This is a genomic window from Syntrophaceae bacterium (assembly GCA_013177825.1).
Lineage (GTDB): Bacteria > Desulfobacterota > Syntrophia > Syntrophales > PHBD01 > PHBD01.
Genome location: JABLXX010000003.1, coordinates 349,589 through 368,227, shown reverse-complemented (window position 1 = coordinate 368,227; position 18,639 = coordinate 349,589). Strand labels below are relative to the sequence as shown.

General features: G+C 45.7%; 14 protein-coding genes and 2 tRNA genes. All 16 read right to left on the bottom strand.

What is annotated here, in order from left to right; translation table 11 throughout:
- Window positions 1–106: 106 nt before the first annotated feature.
- Window positions 107–1,606: a lipopolysaccharide biosynthesis protein gene (locus HPY65_09360; protein NPU84682.1), complete on the bottom strand. Its 1,500-nt coding sequence runs from the start codon at window positions 1,604–1,606 to the stop codon at window positions 107–109.
- A gap of 27 nt (window positions 1,607–1,633) precedes the next feature.
- Window positions 1,634–2,974 (bottom strand): O-antigen ligase family protein, encoded by a 1,341-nt coding sequence (locus tag HPY65_09355; protein ID NPU84681.1) that lies wholly within the window; start codon window positions 2,972–2,974, stop codon window positions 1,634–1,636.
- A 125-nt stretch (window positions 2,975–3,099) separates the two neighbouring features.
- Complete coding sequence (locus tag HPY65_09350) at window positions 3,100–4,458, bottom strand: hypothetical protein (protein NPU84680.1); 1,359 nt, start codon at window positions 4,456–4,458, stop codon at window positions 3,100–3,102.
- Window positions 4,459–4,494: 36 nt separating this feature from the next.
- Window positions 4,495–4,570: transfer RNA gene (locus tag HPY65_09345), tRNA-Glu, on the bottom strand.
- Window positions 4,571–4,576: 6 nt separating this feature from the next.
- A complete protein-coding gene (locus HPY65_09340) occupies window positions 4,577–5,725 on the bottom strand; it encodes a hypothetical protein (GenBank protein ID NPU84679.1) in 1,149 nt (382 codons plus the stop codon).
- Between the two features lie 72 nt (window positions 5,726–5,797).
- Window positions 5,798–6,475, bottom strand: coding sequence for a GNAT family N-acetyltransferase (locus tag HPY65_09335; GenBank protein NPU84678.1), 678 nt, complete (start codon window positions 6,473–6,475; stop codon window positions 5,798–5,800).
- A gap of 31 nt (window positions 6,476–6,506) precedes the next feature.
- Window positions 6,507–7,592 carry a hypothetical protein gene (locus HPY65_09330; protein ID NPU84677.1) on the bottom strand — a complete coding sequence of 362 codons (1,086 nt, stop codon included), beginning with the start codon at window positions 7,590–7,592 and terminating at the stop codon, window positions 6,507–6,509.
- Window positions 7,593–7,632: 40 nt separating this feature from the next.
- A tRNA-Glu gene (locus HPY65_09325) sits at window positions 7,633–7,708 on the bottom strand.
- A 90-nt stretch (window positions 7,709–7,798) separates the two neighbouring features.
- Entirely contained in the window at window positions 7,799–8,800 is a 1,002-nt protein-coding gene (locus HPY65_09320; GenBank protein ID NPU84676.1) for a hypothetical protein, read from the bottom strand.
- 246 nt (window positions 8,801–9,046) lie between these two features.
- Window positions 9,047–10,882: a hypothetical protein gene (locus HPY65_09315; protein ID NPU84675.1), complete on the bottom strand. Its 1,836-nt coding sequence runs from the start codon at window positions 10,880–10,882 to the stop codon at window positions 9,047–9,049.
- A gap of 56 nt (window positions 10,883–10,938) precedes the next feature.
- Window positions 10,939–11,811 carry a hypothetical protein gene (locus tag HPY65_09310; protein ID NPU84674.1) on the bottom strand — a complete coding sequence of 291 codons (873 nt, stop codon included), beginning with the start codon at window positions 11,809–11,811 and terminating at the stop codon, window positions 10,939–10,941.
- Between the two features lie 5 nt (window positions 11,812–11,816).
- Entirely contained in the window at window positions 11,817–12,992 is a 1,176-nt protein-coding gene (locus HPY65_09305; GenBank protein ID NPU84673.1) for a hypothetical protein, read from the bottom strand.
- A gap of 7 nt (window positions 12,993–12,999) precedes the next feature.
- Complete coding sequence (locus HPY65_09300; protein ID NPU84672.1) at window positions 13,000–13,896, bottom strand: glycosyltransferase family 2 protein; 897 nt, start codon at window positions 13,894–13,896, stop codon at window positions 13,000–13,002.
- A 17-nt stretch (window positions 13,897–13,913) separates the two neighbouring features.
- Window positions 13,914–16,076, bottom strand: a complete 2,163-nt coding sequence (locus HPY65_09295) for a glycosyltransferase (protein ID NPU84671.1) — start codon at window positions 16,074–16,076, stop codon at window positions 13,914–13,916.
- Window positions 16,077–16,139: 63 nt separating this feature from the next.
- On the bottom strand, window positions 16,140–17,414 hold the full coding sequence (locus tag HPY65_09290; GenBank protein NPU84670.1) for a nucleotide sugar dehydrogenase: 1,275 nt from the start codon (window positions 17,412–17,414) through the stop codon (window positions 16,140–16,142).
- A gap of 176 nt (window positions 17,415–17,590) precedes the next feature.
- A complete protein-coding gene (locus HPY65_09285; GenBank protein ID NPU84669.1) occupies window positions 17,591–18,619 on the bottom strand; it encodes a GNAT family N-acetyltransferase in 1,029 nt (342 codons plus the stop codon).
- Window positions 18,620–18,639: the final 20 nt, after the last annotated feature.

Below are 18,639 nucleotides of genomic sequence, written 5' to 3'. Positions count from 1 at the left end.
ACCCGTTAAAATACTACAGATAATAAATATTTATTATGCCCGAATTGGGCTGTCAGTTCTATAGCCAATTGAAACCAGCAACACAAAAAATAACAATATTTTGTCATTACCGTTTCAGGAATATTTTTACAAGATCCACCAATTCATATATTGAACTAAAGCTGCGCTGAAGAATTACTACTATCCCAATATAAAGCAAAGGAATAATAACTACAATCATTAGAACTCGAGAAAATAGGCTGAGATGATCGTACAATACGTTAAAATACGGCCAAATAAGAGGAAGGGAAAGCCATATTGCAGATGCAAGAATTCCTGCCAAGAAATAAGGCATTATGCTGCGCAACAAGGCGGCAATGTTCATCTCTATTGGTCGTCCGGCATACCAAAGGCCCGGCAGGACAAGTATAAACTTAACCAAAGAGACGGATGCTGCCATCGCGAGAGCACCAAATGGCGCCGCAGCAGCGAAGAACACTACGGTGACGATCGTTGCCAGGATATTCCACCGAAGCCATCTTCCCGGCGTTCCGAGTGAGAGATGAAGCCACGATATCGTGGCATAAACGAGCATCGCCGCGATTCCGGGGCTGAAAGCCATGAGTATTTCCCCCGTTTCGGTCCATCCCGGTCCAAGAAGCAGCGGGACAAGATCACGGGACGAAAGCATCAGAACAACAGCCGCCAATGTGCCGATAAAAGCAACCATGGAAACGGCCTTTGTATAATATTGAAAATAGCGTTCCCTATCATCCCGCAAACGACTCAGCGTTGAAAGGGCTACGGTGGTCAGAGGAAAAATGATTTGCTGCGCAGGCATGGAAGACAAATGATATGCACGTTCATAATTACCCAGTATAGCAGACCCATGAAATTTACCGAGAAGCATTCTATCAAAGCTTTTTGTGAAATAATCTATTGAGAAATTGCCATATACCTTCACCGCAAATTTCAGACCGGGAATTGCAGCAGAAAGGTTTTGCGGCCTGCCCGGCCGCCAAGACAACGTGAACCATGTTGCGATTGCGATCAAGACGGGGATCATAAGCTGTCGGGTAACGACGGCCCAATAAGACATCCCGGCCAATGCAACCAGGATGGAGAAGATGACGGATAAGATACCCGTAACAAGATCCACAACGGCGATGGATGCAAATTTCATCTCCCTTCTTAGCAGGGCTCTGGGGGTGGTGAATAAGGCTACAAGGATGAAACTCGACGCAAAAGCGGCGGAGATGCTACTCAATGCGGGTTCTGAATAGAAATCAACAAGAAAGTACCCGAAGACGACAAAACCCAAGGCAAAAAATGATGCTATAAAAAAGTGTACCCAGAAAATCGAATTGATCTCTTTACTACTTATGGTCTGCCTTTGCTGGATATATTCTGAAAAGCCATTGAGGCCAAAATTCATCGGCAAGAGGCTGAATGCTGTAACCATTGCGACAAGGCCGAAATCTTTCGGCGTCAACAACCGTGCAAGGATGATGACTCCAATAAAATGAAATATGAAATTTAGAAATTGTGTAACGACATTAATCCCGGCCCCTTTCACCGCTTTTTTTTTCAGGCCGGTTGCGCTCAATTCCCCATAATTATCGCTCATCGGATAAATTCATCTTCTTGAATATTATCAAACATTCTGATTAATCTTTGGCTTATAATTTGGAAGAGTGATAATTCCTATAAAGAACAACAACCACATGACGTTAGGTCCATAAAAAGTCGCCTCCGTGTAGTTGTATAATGCAACAACGACAATCAAGCAGAGCCGTAGATTCGCTGACGGGTAGTCAATACTGAGGTGTCGATTCACACTTAGGAGGCCTGAGAAGATCCAACATATGATGAAAAAAACACCGACTAGGCCCATGTTCAGGTACATTTCTAAGTAGCCGTTATGCGCTTGGACAATATCGCCCCAACGCGCTTGTATGATTGCCAAGCGCTCTCCCAGCCAGAAACTTTCGTAGCCCGCTCCAAATATAGGATCAACAGTTAGATTAAGTACGTGCTCCCACATGGGAACTCGAGTGGTCAGATCTGGCTTCCTGCCCAGTAGCTCAATCACATACTCTTTAATACCGAAAGTCATTTCCGATAGACCGGCTATGACAACACATACAATACCGAAAACAATGAGCTTCGAGGGATTCCGAACAAATGCAGGATGCTTGGCAATTGTAAAAAGAAGTATGGTAACAACCATGCAGGCCAGAGAGGTTGCACTGTTTGCCATGCGGAACAGCCAGAAGAGCATAACGAACATGATCATGTATATGGAGAAGTGCAGACGCGGTCCCGCGTCACCTTCTTTCTTTCCTCCCCAAAACAAGTTCCACAAAAAATAAATCCCCGAGACCAGACATAATGCACCCAGGGCATTCTTATGACTCGTAACACCTGTTGACATCAATTCACCCGTTGAATGGTGGTAGGCGCGACCAAATTCCGGGTAATACTTTATGAAAAGCACGGACAACGGTAAAAGGATAAAAGCAAGGCGCTTCAGGATAAGACCGATCGCCAAATAGGGACGCGCCTCGGTTAAGATTACCAATGCCATGATTACAACACACGATGCCTTGATCAACCTTTTGAAAGAAACATAAGGATAATCAGACCAGAAAATACTGATAGCACCAAAGATGAAATAAAGCCAAATCCAAGAGTTTTTAACAAATATCGTTCGCCAATCGATTTTCCGCTTTATCAGAGCAAAGATGCCCAGAATTAACAGAGCAGTATATATATTTCTATTTAAAGGATTGCCCTCGATAATGGAAGTCATGGATAAGGAAGGATCCGGGGTTTGAAGGTCTAACCACTCGGATATGTTGCGTGATCGAGTAAAATACATCCAGACGAAGGGAACCCACAAAGCTTTGGAAAAGCCTTTGTTATTATTCCTGTCCATCCAGAACAGATAAATAATTAAAACAACCGTGAGTAATGCTGCTAATTGGGGTTGCATGTTGATCTCGTTATGGCAGGATTCGGTCCGAAAATAAGCTTGTTGTTATCAAAACCCATCCGTCTATAGTACCTTGAACCATTGTGTCATGATTGCGTTCTGCGGTATATCCTACTTAAATTTTTCTAATCGGGTTTATTCAGCGGGTGGGGATAAGGATAGGGTGTATAATAAGCCTTCCAGGTATCAGGCGCAGTGCATTTATAAAGAGTTCCCGTGATCGGTGTGGGCGGTTCTTTTCCTACCATACCTTTCATACTGGAACATGATTGGGTGGTTGCCCAGTAAGCCACTCCCGTCGCGCACGAAGCGGGCCGGTTTTCGAGTCTCCCACAACCGACGCCCGATGTGCCGTCGAAAGTTTCCGAATATTCATAGTAATCCCTGTTCGCTTTTATGTGGTCATTGCTTTTGTTGATAACGTCCACCTTGATATTGCCCGAATCGCCCCTGTTGATCCAGAAGTAGGCAGGCTGATGCACTTGCGTGAATTCCCCCGGTGGTGAAGTGACCCATAATACGGAATCGGGGCCCATCCCGACCTGATCGCGGCAGGGATAACCCGTCTTGTCTTCATTCCCGTCCCATTTGGAACCGCCATCACATAACTTTCCTTCCCCTGCATCTTTATAACAACGCACATTATCGAGGGCGACAAATCTACGATTCCAGTTCCCCTTGTAGCTGTTATAAAAAACGACTCCTGTCCCCCCTCTTAGGCGGGTAGCGTAATAATTTACGATTCCGGCAACCTTGTTGATCGCGTTGCCGTATATTTCCCATCGTTTGAGAGCGCGATTGTTCCCCTGTACAGAATGAGCTTCGAGATAATTACCGTCTACCGTATTGTACCGAAATACATATGCGCCCCCATAGCTGCCATCGATTGCATTCCCCGCCGGAGACGCCGTCCTGATAAATATGTTGTCTTCAATATAAACGGCATTTTCACCAGTTCCCAAACCCGTCGGCAGGGTCCATTCTGTATTTGCCAGCATAGCGCCACCATGTGCAATGATGCGGCCGTTGTAAAACTGATTATGGTCTATGAGGCCCGTTGGTATTTCATACGCTTTTCCAGCGGTTTCATCCGCAATAATGCCTGTGCGACCACCTTTGTCTGAATAGAATTTGTTGTGATCAATCCGAAAACCTGTACCGTTCATCTTTAAAAACATGTTGTCAAAAGTAAAGCCCTCTATTCTGGACCCGGATCGTCCCAGACTCAAAGTCACTCTCGTTCTGCCCGGGTCGCCAACATGTAGTATCGTCTTATCAATCCCTGCGCCTCTCAGGGTTATTTTCTTATCCTCCGGAATCTTGATGCCGGCAGTCCATGTGCACAAGCCGGGAGGGACGACGACGGTATCGCCTGTTTCAGCCGATTGGATTGCTGTCAGGATATGCTCTTGCGAACAGCTCTCGGCACGGACCATTCCGGCATTTACATTTGATGAGATTGCAGTACAGAAAAACAACGCCATGAAGATTATCGGGTAGATTCTGGAAAACTTTTGTTTTGGCGTCCCCAAAAGGATTCGAACCCCTGTCTTCGGCTTGAGTGGCCGATGTCCTGGACCGCTAGACGATGGGGACATTCTATCAAAAACATATTGCGCTAAGATTAACATGGCTAATCCTTGCATACGACGTCTTTCTTTTTTTGTTCGTAACATAATCCGTTACTTTATTGTAAACCGGATTATTCCTATATCCGCCATATGCAACATCGCTGCACTGCATTGCGTAATAAACCGTGTTGCCTTCTATCAAGACAGGACCACTTTCTGATACGCCGATATCCCAACCAATCAGCGATTGGGGAAGGCAATCGGCGGCTTCTATCGCCAATGACTTGACCTTTTCATAATATGGGATGAGGAAGCCCTCGAACTTCATGCCGGAAACCGGGTGATGCGTCAGCAGCATTCCCCCATCGGGGATCTCAAGAACCCCATAAGGTCTTAACCTTCCAGTCTCCATATTGATACCGACGTAGAAACCTCCTGCCGTTATGTTATCGACAAAGCTCCCCTCTCTACCAATTCGAATGAAAGCAGAGATGATTTCAGGTTTTTGTCCACAAGCTTTAAATGTGTCGATTCTGATCGTATTTAATGTCGTCCGATTAAGCATTTCCAAATCGCCGTGTTGCTTTACTCCGTCTTGGAATATGTACGAATCGGACGTGATTTTCTCCAATAAATCAGTTAGCTGGTGCTTCTGAAGAGAAACGTTCTCATCAGAAAATCTTACGATTCCGTGACCACCGGAAAGAAGGGTCGGCTTCATGAAGATTGCGTGATTCGATGATCTGAACAATAGTGTTTTTAAGATAATGTCAAGAGATTCGGGTGTTGTTACTTCATGTGAAGTCCATCCTTTCTCACCAGACACAACAACTTTTTCCCGCAGGTTGTACGCAAGCAACCGGGGCATCGGTATGTTAAAACCTTCAAAGTGCTTATGAAAATATAATTTATCCCCGAGTATGGCATGTGTAGAATCATCACACATAACTCGCTGCATGTACTGCCACTCCTTGTGACTTATATAATCGAGATAATTTATAATATTTTTTTTATAGAGAAGGCTTGTGAAGTAGTAAGAAGCTATTGAACGAGATTTTAAAGATGATATAAAAAATTCTTTTGTAATTTGTTGCAGAGATTTTCTCTCCTCGTCTGAATAAACGATTCTCCCATTTCTGATTATTCTTAGCAAACGGGATACGATCTTTTTTTTATCCATAATTTTAACTGACTATGGTTAAAAGACACAGAATGACAAATATTCTTATCTGCAAGGGTATTACAAGATTTTTTATGGGCTGTTGCTCTTCATCACGTTATGGAAAATCCATCGCGCACTGCGCCCTAGAAAACATTGCCTCAAGCGGGCCTCCAGGCGTTTTGCGAACGAAGGATAAACACCCCGCCGTTTGGCAGTGATGATCAGTTTCGTAATTGTTTCTTGCATAGCCGGTGGCACAGCTATGATCTGTGGACGCACTTTGGTTATCTGGAATCCGCGTTTTACATAATTATTTAGGGCATGCTCCCCATCGTAACTTCTTGTATGAACGATCATTTTGCTTGGTCTGCGTTGCCAGGCAGAAGAGATTCCATGGCTCAACAAATGCTTCCCGATCCCGCGTCCCGAATACTGATCGAGAATGCCGAGAAAAATGATCTGAATCCGGTTGTCTGGATAATGGTAGGCTTCCAGAAATCCGATGGGCCTCCCTTTCAGCCTCGCCAGCCATATAATGGTTCGCTCTTGCGCTATTTGCATTTCAAAATCATCTATTTCCCAGCCTCTTCGATCAACCCATAAATGATTCTCTCCAATACCTTGATAAAATTCCTTGATTGTATTGGCATCCTCCTGTGTAGCACGAACAATTTCAAGATCAGGGACGGGCTTGAAGTCCAATCGCGCCTGATCTTCATGATTCATCTGCAGCGATGTCGTTAATGTGAAGACCTTCTTGTGTTTCATGTTCGTGTTAGAATTTGAAAGTCGATTCACATCATCGTTTGTTTAAATAGGCCAATACTTTTTTATAAACAGGATTTTTCTTGTACCCTCCATACGCCATATCGCAACCTGTGAGTCCGTAATAAAGGCAGTTCGCTTCGATCAGTACAGGACCGTAGGGGCCGACCGCCACATCCCATCCAATCAAGGCCGATGGCAGATATTCGGCCGCGCGCATGACGGTTTCTTTCACTTCGCGAAACAGCGGCACATGATATCCTTCAAAAACAAACCCATTTACCGGATTGGCTTCAAATGTTCCAAATATCTGAGATCCGTGAAGGAGGTTCATTGCAACTTTTTTCAGTTTGCCGCTTTCCAGATGAATACCGACGAACACACCACCCGCTGAAGTGTTGTCCACCCAGTTCCCCAAACCGCCCACGCGGAGGAAGGCTGAAAGGATTTCGGCTTTGGTTCCCGGCGCCCTGAACGTGTCAATCCGCATGGTATTCAGGGAGCTTGGGTTGAGAATGGCAAGATCCGGATGCTGATCCACAACCTCTTGAAAAACAAAATAATTTTTGCTGACAGAATCGTACAGGTTATCCATGTCGGTCCGCTTGTGAAGGTGGTCTCGGGTGACTTTATATGCCTCAGATCCCTGGCTCCCACGGATCGGTTTCATGAAAAGCTCTTCAAAGCCCCAACTCTCCAGAAGACATTCCATGCACTCCTTCAACTTCTCTGGCGAGGATAACTCGGCGGACTCCCACTGATGATCAATTTTCAAATACATCTTGCCCAGTATGTTGTAGCCGAGAAGGCGGGGAACAGGAAAGCCGCCTCGTTCAAAATGTTCAAGAAATGATAATTTGTTGCTTACAATATCGGAAAGCTTCGGATCATTGATCTTCTCCTGCACTTCATCCGCTTCTTTCCTGGAAACATAGTCAAAAATGTTATTGATGCTGCGTCGATATAAAAAGCTGGTCAGGTAATGAATGGCAAGGCTTCTGGATGCAACACTGCACTGGAGAAATTCCCAGCACATCCGGGGAACGCTTTTTCGCTCCGGATCGGAGAGAATCATATGAAAGTTGTGTCGGATAATGGTCAGTCTTTCAGAGAGACCCATGATTTTCTCTATAAAACTGTGAAGCTTCGATAAACATGATTGGCGTCCCCAAAAGGATTCGAACCCCTGTCTTCGGCTTGAGTGGCCGATGTCCTGGACCGCTAGACGATGGGGACATTGTCATTGCATCAACATGAAGTACTGGTTTTCTTAGAGATGTCTAATTCTATGGAAAGTTAAATAATAACTTGATGAAGCGCATTATTCTATATGTGTTTAGCATGCACTAAAGCTTTTTGATAGACAGGATTTTTCTTGTATCCTCCATAGGCAATATCAGAGCTCGTAAGTCCGTAGTAGAGAACATTCGCTTCCATCAGCGTGGGACCTGAAGATGAAACAGCCACATCCCAACCGATCAAAGCCGATGGAAGATATTCAGCCGCTCGTATGATGGTTTCTTTAACTTCATCAAAAAGGGGTACCTGAAAGCCATCAAAAGGAATCCCATTGATTGGATTGACTTTAAATATTCCAAATGTTTTCGAACCATGAAGAAAATTCAGAGCATTTTCCTTGAGTCTTCCACTATCCAAATGGACACCAACAAGCACACCTCCCGCTGAAACGTTATCCACAATATTTTCCTTGCCCCCCACACGGAGAAAGGCGGAAAGGATCTCAGCTTTCGATCCTGGTGCCCTGAATGTGTCAATGCGCATGGTATTCAGAGAGCTCGGGTTGAGAATGGAGAGATCAGGATGCTGACCCACAACCTCTTGAAACACGTAGCAATTTGAAATGACTGATTGGAATAAGCCCTCGATATCGATTTTCGAATGAAGTTTGTTACGATCGACTTTATTTGCACCGGATCCCTGACTCCCGCGGATCGGTTTCATGAAAAGCTCTTCAATTCTCCAATTCTCCAGAAGGCATTCCATGCACTCCTTCAATTTCTCCGACGAAGATAAATCTTTGGATTTCCACTGATTATCATTTTTAAAATACATCTTGTTCAATATGTTATAGCCGAGGAGGCGGGGAACGGGAAAGCCGCCCCTTTCAAAATGCTCAAGAAAAGACAATTTATTGCTTACGATGTCGGAGAGCTTTGGATCATTGATCTTCTCCTGAACTTCATCCGCTTCTCTTCTGGAAACATAGTCATAAATGTTGTGAATGTGCCGTCGATATAGAAAGCTGGTGAGGTAATGAATGGCAATGCTTCTCGATGCTATACTGCACTGGAGAAATTCCCAGCCCATCTGGGGCATGCTTTTCCGCGCCGGATCGGAGAGAATCCGATAAATGTTGTGGCTAATTATGGTCAATCTGCCAGACAGCCTCGACATCGTTGTCATAAACAATGAAACCTTAAGAAAAAGTATTTTTTTGGCGTCCCCAAAAGGATTCGAACCCCTGTCTTCGGCTTGGGTGGCTGATGTCTTGGACTGCTAGATGATGGTGACGTTTTATCAGTTATAGTCATGCTTACAATAGAAGTGAATATATCAATTCTTTTCAACGAAGAGTCTATGAATCAGTTCTAATTTTAATAGCTTGCTAATCTCAGTTGTATAATTTGCATCACCTTTTGTGTGGCCGTGTACCATTTTTTCTACTTCCTTCCTATTTAAATAAGGCCTTGCCAACGATTTGTCATCCAGCAATATACTTTTTACGTAATCTGCCAGTTCATCACGGTACCATATACGGAAATGGGCAAATTTATGACGACCAAGAAATAACTTCTCAAAGTGCATAGACATAAATACATGATCTATTTTGGCCAGCCACTGTGGCATTCCATAATTATAAGCATACTCGGCTTTGAACAGAAATTCATAATACGCTTTCATTAATGACGACATCGGAAAAGTTGCATTTCCACCAACACCTCGATCCGTAGGTATTTCTCCCAAAGTCTGGTTTCCATCCCTGATGAGTCGAAGTGTCAGATCTTTAGTGCTTCGAAAAGAAACGGGAAACCTGTACATTAATGAGACAAGATCATTATCCAGATAAGGAGTACGAGGCGTTAATTGAGACTGCTCACATACAAATCCATGATTGCGGAATAAAGGTATTTCCCTGAAAAGATTCGTTGTCATGGGATGCCCTGCCGACCGGTACAAGGCGGCTATGGTATCACCAGCATCCCGAACATTTTTTTTTATATCAGGACTATATAGTTCTTCGTTGAAAGGACTGGCTCTCAACATGCCCTCGATGCCTCTCAGAATTTCGCCGCCATAATTTCCCGTTATGCGGATCGGGGCAATTTTTCTGGCTAGGTTATTCAGGTAGATCTCATATGAATTCGAGATATCAAAGTATCCATCAGAAATGTAACTGGTCTTTTCTGCATACTTATTGAAGTTTTCTAGGAATTGGTTGTCGAGATATAATGTGTGGTGCGCTTGCTGACAGGTCTCGGCAACCTTTCGTGCCACTTTCACGTCATAGCAATCGCGGTACATGCCGCCAAACGTGTAGCACGGATACTTTCCGGCCGGCATGTCCATATTTGCCATGATAACGCGGGTGTCCAAGCCCCCGGTCAAGGATATTCCAATTTTTTGCGTGGAGCGAAAATAGCGGGGTAGAATTTTTGAGACAGTCTCCTTCAGTCTTTCATAAAAAAAATCTTTTTCAAGCCATGGCTGATTTTCCCAAGTCCCCGTCTCGAAGTAGCAGTCTTTTTTCAAGCTGCCATCCTGTTCGAAACACCACGCGGCGGAGCCTGGCAACAGAAAGACATTCCTGAATAATGACCTATGCTCCAAGGTGCAGTTGCAGCTGATCATTTCACCCAACCCTTTCAGGTCTATCTCTCTCAATTCAGGACATACTTTCAGCAGTGCCTTTGCTTCGGACGCGAAGTAGAATGCGTTCTTGCTTTTGTAATAGAAGATTCTCTGCAATGCATAACGGTCATTGAATATGATAACTTTACCAGCCCGTATATCTATCAATATCCCGCTAAACCAGCCATTCATCATTCGCAAAAAATCGACACCGTATTCTTCGTATAAATGGATAATATAACTGGCATTAGAATTATCAAATCGGTGATGCTTTGCTTTCAGCTGGTCAAACAATTCCAGGTCCGTGAAATTCTCGCCAAAGAATATCATTACAATATTCTTTTTCTCGTTCCAGACAGGCATGCAGTCCGAAAAAGAACCTTCATGGCAAATCCAGCCGGCACATACGCCGATCTTGTCGTTCACATATGTACCGGAGACATAAAAAGATTCATGCAACATGGACTCGACCATAAGCTGCAGGTCCATTTTGTCTTTCTCTTGCAGGCTTTTGCTTATAATGCCTGTTATGCCCGGCACGTTGAACTCCGCCTTCTATTGATTGAGATTGCTATTGACCTTGTTACCTTCCATTTTCAGGAATATTTCTTCTCGTACCAACGGGTTCTCATTTCAAGCAGTTTTCTTACCATTTTTTCCGGTAAGTATTCGACCATCTCACGGTGTAATTTTAATTTCAATATCACTTTCCCGATAATATTTAGAGGAACGTAATATCTCGGCAGAATAATGCTCTCAAATCCAAGATTTCTCTTGAATTCCATAAGCGTTAGACTACCCGTTTTCCCGTACTTGAACTTTGCATAGATGAGATACGGCATCTTCTTTTCGACACATATTTCCACCGCTTTCGCCACCAGGAGATTCATCGCGCCCTTCTCACGATGAGCTGTTTTTGCCAGAATTCCCATGGTTCTCATGAATTTTCCGGCTCTTACCAATTTAATGTATGCTATGAGTTCGCCTTCGTAGAAGGCACCTATGAACTGTGCCCTGTCCAAAAAGGTAGAATTCAATCGTTTTGCCGTTTCAAAATCTGTCCTATACTGCCGGTTGGGCTTGCCCTGTAACAAAGGTGTTTCATGGTAGATATCCAAAATACCTTTTACGAGTTCATCATTAAAATCCATCGGCCTTACTGTAACACCTTTTCTCTGGGCCAAGCCGATCTTCTTTCGTGAGTTCTGGACAACCTGCTTTTTTATCCAGTAATCATATGTCGTAATCGGGATGGCGGCGATGCTGTCCCATTCCATATAATAATTGAATCGCGGTTTCGATTCAGGAAGCCTCTGCATGAAGGTAAAAATATCCGCTTTGATGCCGTTTCTTTTAAGATCCCTGATGAATGTTTCCGGATCCTCGATATCGACATCCCATTCTTCTTTCAATTCGGCTATCTTGATAATTTTGCCTGATACTTTTATTTCTTTATCATTAACAACCACTTTTCCTACCTGCTGGTTTCTTTCTCTTTAATTTTCAATAGTAAAACCGCCAATGCCTTGTATGTGGTCGCCTGTGCCCAATGAATCATCGGCACTTTCAGAGTCATCATCGGGTATTGCATGAAATAGAAACAGCCGGTTCGATCCTGCATATTTTCAATCGTCCAGCTTGCAACGCGCACTCCCAGTTCCAACGACGATGGATCATTATCGGAAAAATTGGCCAACGTTTCGATTGCCTGTGAACAGCACTGGCTGTCTATTGGATATGTTCTGTTGTGATAATATTTTGGCCTTCCGTTTGGTTCAAAAAAAGCTTTTCTAAAGAAATCAAAGCCTTTTTTTAAGTTTTTTTCATACGTTTTATCGTTTGTGCTTTCAATATAACACTTTAAAGCATCCAGATTGTATCCTGTGTGAAAATTGTCGATCCAATGATACTTGGGGTCTTCTCCGTAATACCATGCCCCGTCCGGCAATTGGCGGGTACAGGTATATTTCATAGCTTCACTAGCGACATTTATATATTCTTTGTTATGATTATGCTTAGCGGTCCGTGCAAGCATGGATGCAGCCAGCATGCTCTGGTTGTGTATGGTGCAATCACCTTCACCGAAGGGTGTGTAATTGATGCAGAAGCCCGAATCTGTCTTATTTCTGGGGCGTTCTATAATCCACTGGCAAATGCTGTCGGCAATATTGAGGTATTTTTCATCACCAATGGTTTCATAGGCCTCGAGAAATGCTTGCCCGATCAGGCTGGTCCATACGGTGATCGGTTCATATTTGCCCTGCCGGCCACCACGACTGGCAAAGTCAAACATTTTACCCCAACTGTAGTGCTCAAAACCCGGCGCTTTATTATGACTGAGCCACTCAAGACATGAAACCGCCTTGTTCTTGTAAGCCTGGTCACCCGTCAGTTGGAACATAATCAGGTAGCCCCAAGCCATGTAGCCGCGGCCGATGTTGGAGTCGAGAGGCTTAACGCCCAGTAGCGGTCGGAGGTTGATTGGGCTTCGCCAGATGAGCTGCATGAGGAGACGATCGAGAAACAGATTGCCAAAGGTCAAAGGCCTTAAGTAGGATGTGAGGCCGTCGGCGGGATCGTAACCTTTGTAGTTATGATCTTCTACCCACTTTTCAAGTTTTAAAATGCTTTTTTCTAATGGTGTGTTCATTACGTTTTTATTTGCGGTCTAATCTAAATGTCCTAAATGCTAATTCTTTCAATCGATCCATTTGTTCTTTTCTATAATATTTTATCAAATCATTGCTGATCGGTTTTTCAACTCCTGTTAAAAAGGCCCAATTATAGCCAGCCAGTAATAACAATCCTCCTATTACGTAAGGCTTCTTGGTCATCTGATACAAAGATCTGAATAGATGCCATAAAGGATGACTGCCTAAAAAATAATTTTTCTTACCATAGTTGAACTGGGATTCTAATACACTGTTTCCCCCCGTTCCCATTCTACGATGGTGAATAAATACCTTGTCTTGAAATGAATATGTCTTCCATGTTTTCATTCTTGCCGTTGTCACAGCTACCCAGTCTATACCGCCACCCTTGATTGGTGTGTAACCTCCTATATCCTCATAGCATTGCCGTCGAAACATTTGGATCTGGCCATGTACATGGTGAATATCAACATAACTATCCTTATAAGAGTGAGAACCCCTTTCTAAATATGGTGTTCCAGCTACACCTAGATTTGGATCCTCTATAAACCTTGAAAGGATGTATTCGAAATAAGTTGAGTCGAATGTAACATCAGCATCCAGGTTGCCAATAATATTGTAGGGGATGTTTTTTACTTTGTCATAGCCCGCATTAAAACAACTTACTTTGGCTGCAAAGTGCCGATCCCTGTGTTCAGGCATCCGCAACAATTCGATCCATGGGTTTTTTGCCAAATGTTGGGTAACAATCTCGTCCGTCCGGTCGGTCGATCCATCGCTCACGATGATCCATTTCTTGGGTAAAATGGTTTGTGAGATGACTGACTCTATGGTTTGGCCGATGAACGCTTCTTCGTTTCGTGCAGGCGTAATAAGGACGTATGTATAATTATTGTTATCCATAGAGGCCTTTTTTCTTTCTATGACTTATTTCCAACCAGACCATCGACGAGATTGAAATACTCCCCTCGCTTTTTCTCCCAACTGTAATCCTTTACGAACTCAAAGGCAGCAGATGAGAGCCGGTCGCGCAACTGCTTATCATTTCTCAAGGAAAGCATGCACTGAGCCAGATCGCTCGCATCGTCCGGATTGAAGAATTTTAAGACCGATTCATCGAAGTAGAACTGGTCGATTTTGGTTCTGGACACGATGGAAGGTACCCCCAGGGACATGAATTCAAGAATCTTGGTACTGAATGCTTCGCCCCCAAAGGGGTCGTTGCGTTTGGGGATGATTCCGAGATCGGCATTGGCCATCACATTGGCGATCTGATCGATAGGGACCGTTTCTTTGATGAACACCCTGTTTTCCAATCCCAATTCGATAATCTGGTTCTCCAGGTTATTTTTCTCAGGTCCGCGTCCGTAAATATGGAACTCCGCCTCTGGGACGTTATCTCTGATCGCTGCGAAGGCCTGGATGGCGATGTCCAATCCCTGGTGCCAGCCCAGCGTGCCCGGATAAATCATGACGAACTTGTCATCATTTCTGTCTCGAGGCCTTTGATAAAATATGGATTCGTCCGGGTAATTCATGACAACTGTACATTTATCCCTTTTGACGGAGCGGGAGAGGAGCGTCTTCTCCCAGATATGATTGGAGATAATGACATGGTCGGCAAATTTACTGGAAAGCTGCTCCAGCATCACGAGTGCCTTAAAGAGAATGCTTTTATTCGTCTCATGGAATTTGCTTGCATAAAACTCGGGCACGATGTCGTGAATATCCAGGATGATCTTTGCACCCTGCAATTTCGGGAAGATGGTCGCGAAGACTTCGAAATCCGGAACAGAGTGAACATGGATCAGATCATAGGGTTTTTTCAGGTGCCTTCTTGTTAAGAAGGCCAGAGAATTAAACAGGAATGTGATCAATTTCAACAGATAGGAGATCTTGCCTTTTTCATCGATCATCCTCTTTTGTATCCGGTAGACCTTGACTCCCCGGATCTCCTCATAAGGGAGTGCCCCTTCTTTCCCCAAGGCAATGACATCGACCGAATCCCCGCGCTTAGCCAGGGCCTCCGCATACCGCATAACCCGGTTGTCCGATTCATAAAATGAGTAGACGAGCATGCAGGCATGAATCGGCCGAAGGGTAGAACGGGGAAAAACTTTAGCTTTCTGTAACATAGACATGGAAGCACTGCTGGCTGACGCTGCCATCGGGAGTTTTCCTTTATTCACCCAGAAACGAGCCATGTCCCGTGGCAAAACCTGCCAATACTGACCCTCGTATTTGGATTTGATGTACTTGAGGAAATCTTCGTAATAACTTGCCGGATACTGGTCAAGACCCGCGACCCCGTTGAAACTCATGTATCCCGGATGCACAATGAACAGGGCCATTCCGCCCTTTTCTACAATCCAGTCCAGCTTCTTCTTCCAGATGTCGATGCTTTTCTCCTGCATGAGGATAAACAGCAGGAAGTCCTGCGGCAACGTGTAGGGCAGTTCCACGTAACCCTTTTTCCCGTCCTTGTTGGGCACCCAGAAGGGGAAGATCGTTTCCATCCCGTCCGGTTGGGGTTCGAATGGGTCCGTGTCGAAGGTGGATGCATCGTATTCTATGTCGAGATGATGCAGCATTTCCAGGTTGTGAAACATGCTGGGGCTGCGGAAACCCACGGCACCCCATTCTTTCAGGGTCCGGTTGATCTCGACCGCCTGCTTCCGAAAGACCGATTCGGAGCGAAACGGATTTTCGCTGTGATGCAGGCCATGAACGCCGATTTCGAAGCCTCTATCGGTCAGGCTCAGCTTCAATGCATCGGGGACGTGGTAATCCCCCGCCACAAAATTGAAGGAGGAGCGGAATCCAAGCCGCTCTTCCATTTGTGCCAGTTGCGAGCATTTTTCAAGGTCTTCATGGTTTTCGACATCGTGTGTGAGGACCAGAGCGAACTTCTTGCCGTCAGGCCATCCCGACCATCCTTCCGGGGGTATGCACGCGTTTTTTAAAATGGGCCATACATGTTCGTATTTCGCTTGCTTCATTTGAATCCAGATTCTCCGCAATAAAATCTGCAGCGGTCTGGGCATGACCCGTTTGAATACGTAATATGTTTTGTCCGGTATCATATGCTCAGAAAAGAGTTAGGGCCGACAGCCAGAAGTGTGAATAACATGGGAGATAGACCATCATCATGCATTATAAAGCATAACGCTTTTATCGCGGATTACATTGCGCGTATCAACGACGGGAATGCCGAGGGATTGGAAATCGACAGCCTGGTATTCGTCATGGGCCGTGGCAATAAGCAGCAAATCAAAGAGATTGCTGATCTCCATGGATTTCCGGCCGGCAAGATGCGGATGTTCGCGGGTCATTCGGATCTCGGGGATGTGGGGATCATTGTATGATACCTCCGCCCCCAGCTCTTCCAGCTTTTCCATGAGGCTATAAGAAGGCGATTCGCGGTCATCGTCCACGTTTGCCTTGTAGGCCAGGCCAAGGATCAGTATCTTTGATCCTTTGATCGTCTTTTCCTGTTCGTTCAGAGCCTTCATGACTTTCAGCACGACATAATCCGGCATGGAGGTGTTGATCTCGCCCGCCAGTTCGATGAATCTGGTGCTGAAGTCATATTCCCGTGCTTTCCAAGTGAGGTAGAAGGGATCGATGGGGATACAGTGGCCGCCCAGCCCCGGACCGGGATAAAAGGCATGGAACCCGAACGGTTTTGTTTTTGCCGCCTCGATTACCTCCCAGACATCGATGCCCATCCGGTCGAAAAGCATCTTGAGTTCGTTGACCATGGCAATGTTGACGGAACGGTAAATGTTCTCCAGGAGCTTGGTCGCCTCGGCCACCTTGGGAGAGGAGACAGGCACGGTTTGACTGACAATCGTTCCGTAGAGGGCGGTTGCTACGGCCAGACACTCCTTCGTGTAGCCCCCCACCACCTTGGGAATGGTTCGTACACTGAAATCACGGTTGTTTGGGTCTTCCCTCTCCGGCGAAAAGGCCAGATGGAAATCTTCGCCCGCTTTCAGCCCCGTTGTCTCCAATATCTTTCGCATGTCTCCATCGGTGGTTCCCGGATAGGTAGTGGATTCCAGGACGATCAACTGGCCCCGACGAAGATATGTCGCTATGGTTCGCGTAGTGTTGAAAACATACTGCATGTCCGGTTCGCGGTTCCGATTGAGCGGTGTGGGAACGCACACGAGAATGCAGTCCATGTCGCGAAGCAACGAAAAATCACTCGTCGGGCGGAAACGGTCCCCGAAATCACGAACAAGAATCGCCGGGTTGATGTGCTTGATGTAGCTTTTGCCCTGTCTGAGCATGGATATCTTCTGTTCATCCACGTCGAATCCCATGACGTTGAACCCGGCCCGGCAGAATTCAATCACAAGGGGCAGGCCTACATAGCCAAGGCCGATGACGCCGATCGTTGCAGTCTTATTCTCGATCTTTCTGATGAGAGACAATTTTTCCCCTTTTCTGACAAAGTATTTATAAAGCTCCGCCCTTTCAGTTACACGGGTACACCCAAGAACCGGTCTTTGTTTTCATGATGATCGGAAAAGGTGTTCACAACGCCGCGGAGTATATAAGTATCATCTAACCTTTAGCAACAGAAAAGCCGTCATCCCATATGGCGATATAGCAAGCTTCCCAGCAGGTTCAAAATCGGTATGGGTAGCTTGCCGAATATCTTCTGGTATATCGGCTTGACGACCTCGGGTGTTTTGACAAACGCATTCTCTCGAAGATCGTACCGGTAATACCGGATGAGCCCTTCCTGCACACCCCATCCCGCCTTGAACTGCCGGAGCCCTTTGTTGCCCGGCTCCGTGCGGCCAAGATGGAGGACCCGGTACCCGTGATCACGGCCCCACTTGATGGCTTCCCACATGACCAGGTTGCTCGCCCGAAGGTGCTGAAAAGCCCGGTCCGAGGCACCGTATTTATAGAGAATCTGATCCCCGAATGTAAAATAGACATTGGCAGCGATTGCCGTTCCCTTCAGCGATGCCAGAACGATGAACCCCATTTTTTTGGAAAGTACGTGGTCGTAAACGCGTTGAAAGAAACGGCAGGGCTGGGGAGGGAGTCCGTGGAGTCTTCTGGTGATCGCATTCAAACGTTGGAACGTCGTCATGGCGTCCGGCGATGTCGAGATGCTTACGTCAAGGTTCTGCTTTTCGGCCTTTTTGATGTTCCGGCGGGTGGCATCGGCAAGCGACTTGATATCTTTCGCAGTGAGATCAAGGGTGTGACTGTAATGCCATTCGGAAGGCTCCTTTTCGCTCAAGAAACGCCCCCCCCCCCTGAATTCAAGGTAGCGCCAGCGGCGTTCCCTTCCCAGAGCGGTTGCAGCGGCAAAGAGCTCCCCGAATTGTGCATGATCCGAGACAATCGGTTCGCAGTAATCGGTGAAGGGCAGGGAAACCCCTCTTTTACCCGTGAGTGGGCTGTCTACTTCCATTACAGGGAGGACGGCTATCAGGTCAGCTTTCTGACGGATCGCAAAATAAAGGGGTTCGTAATGGTAGGATTCCTGGAGGACGTGAGCCCAGGTCGATGTGTGAAAGAAGGAACTCCCTGGAATCCGGCAGAGGACCTCATTCCAGTCGCTCTGCCGGGAAGGATCGACAACCTTCGGATCATTCATTGATTGCGTCTGCCAACCGC

Bases quoted from the DNA above. Each gene is read 5' to 3' on its own strand.
- HPY65_09360 (NPU84682.1), bottom strand. From the start codon at position 1,606: ATGAGCGATAATTATGGGGAATTGAGCGCAACCGGCCTGAAAAAAAAA.
- HPY65_09355 (NPU84681.1), bottom strand. From the start codon at position 2,974: ATGCAACCCCAATTAGCAGCATTACTCACGGTTGTTTTAATTATTTAT.
- HPY65_09350 (NPU84680.1), bottom strand. From the start codon at position 4,458: ATGGCGTTGTTTTTCTGTACTGCAATCTCATCAAATGTAAATGCCGGA.
- HPY65_09340 (NPU84679.1), bottom strand. From the start codon at position 5,725: ATGGATAAAAAAAAGATCGTATCCCGTTTGCTAAGAATAATCAGAAAT.
- HPY65_09335 (NPU84678.1), bottom strand. From the start codon at position 6,475: ATGAAACACAAGAAGGTCTTCACATTAACGACATCGCTGCAGATGAAT.
- HPY65_09330 (NPU84677.1), bottom strand. From the start codon at position 7,592: ATGGGTCTCTCTGAAAGACTGACCATTATCCGACACAACTTTCATATG.
- HPY65_09320 (NPU84676.1), bottom strand. From the start codon at position 8,800: ATGGGCTGGGAATTTCTCCAGTGCAGTATAGCATCGAGAAGCATTGCC.
- HPY65_09305 (NPU84673.1), bottom strand. From the start codon at position 12,992: ATGAACACACCATTAGAAAAAAGCATTTTAAAACTTGAAAAGTGGGTA.
- HPY65_09300 (NPU84672.1), bottom strand. From the start codon at position 13,896: ATGGATAACAATAATTATACATACGTCCTTATTACGCCTGCACGAAAC.
- HPY65_09295 (NPU84671.1), bottom strand. From the start codon at position 16,076: ATGATACCGGACAAAACATATTACGTATTCAAACGGGTCATGCCCAGA.
- HPY65_09285 (NPU84669.1), bottom strand. From the start codon at position 18,619: ATGAATGATCCGAAGGTTGTCGATCCTTCCCGGCAGAGCGACTGGAAT.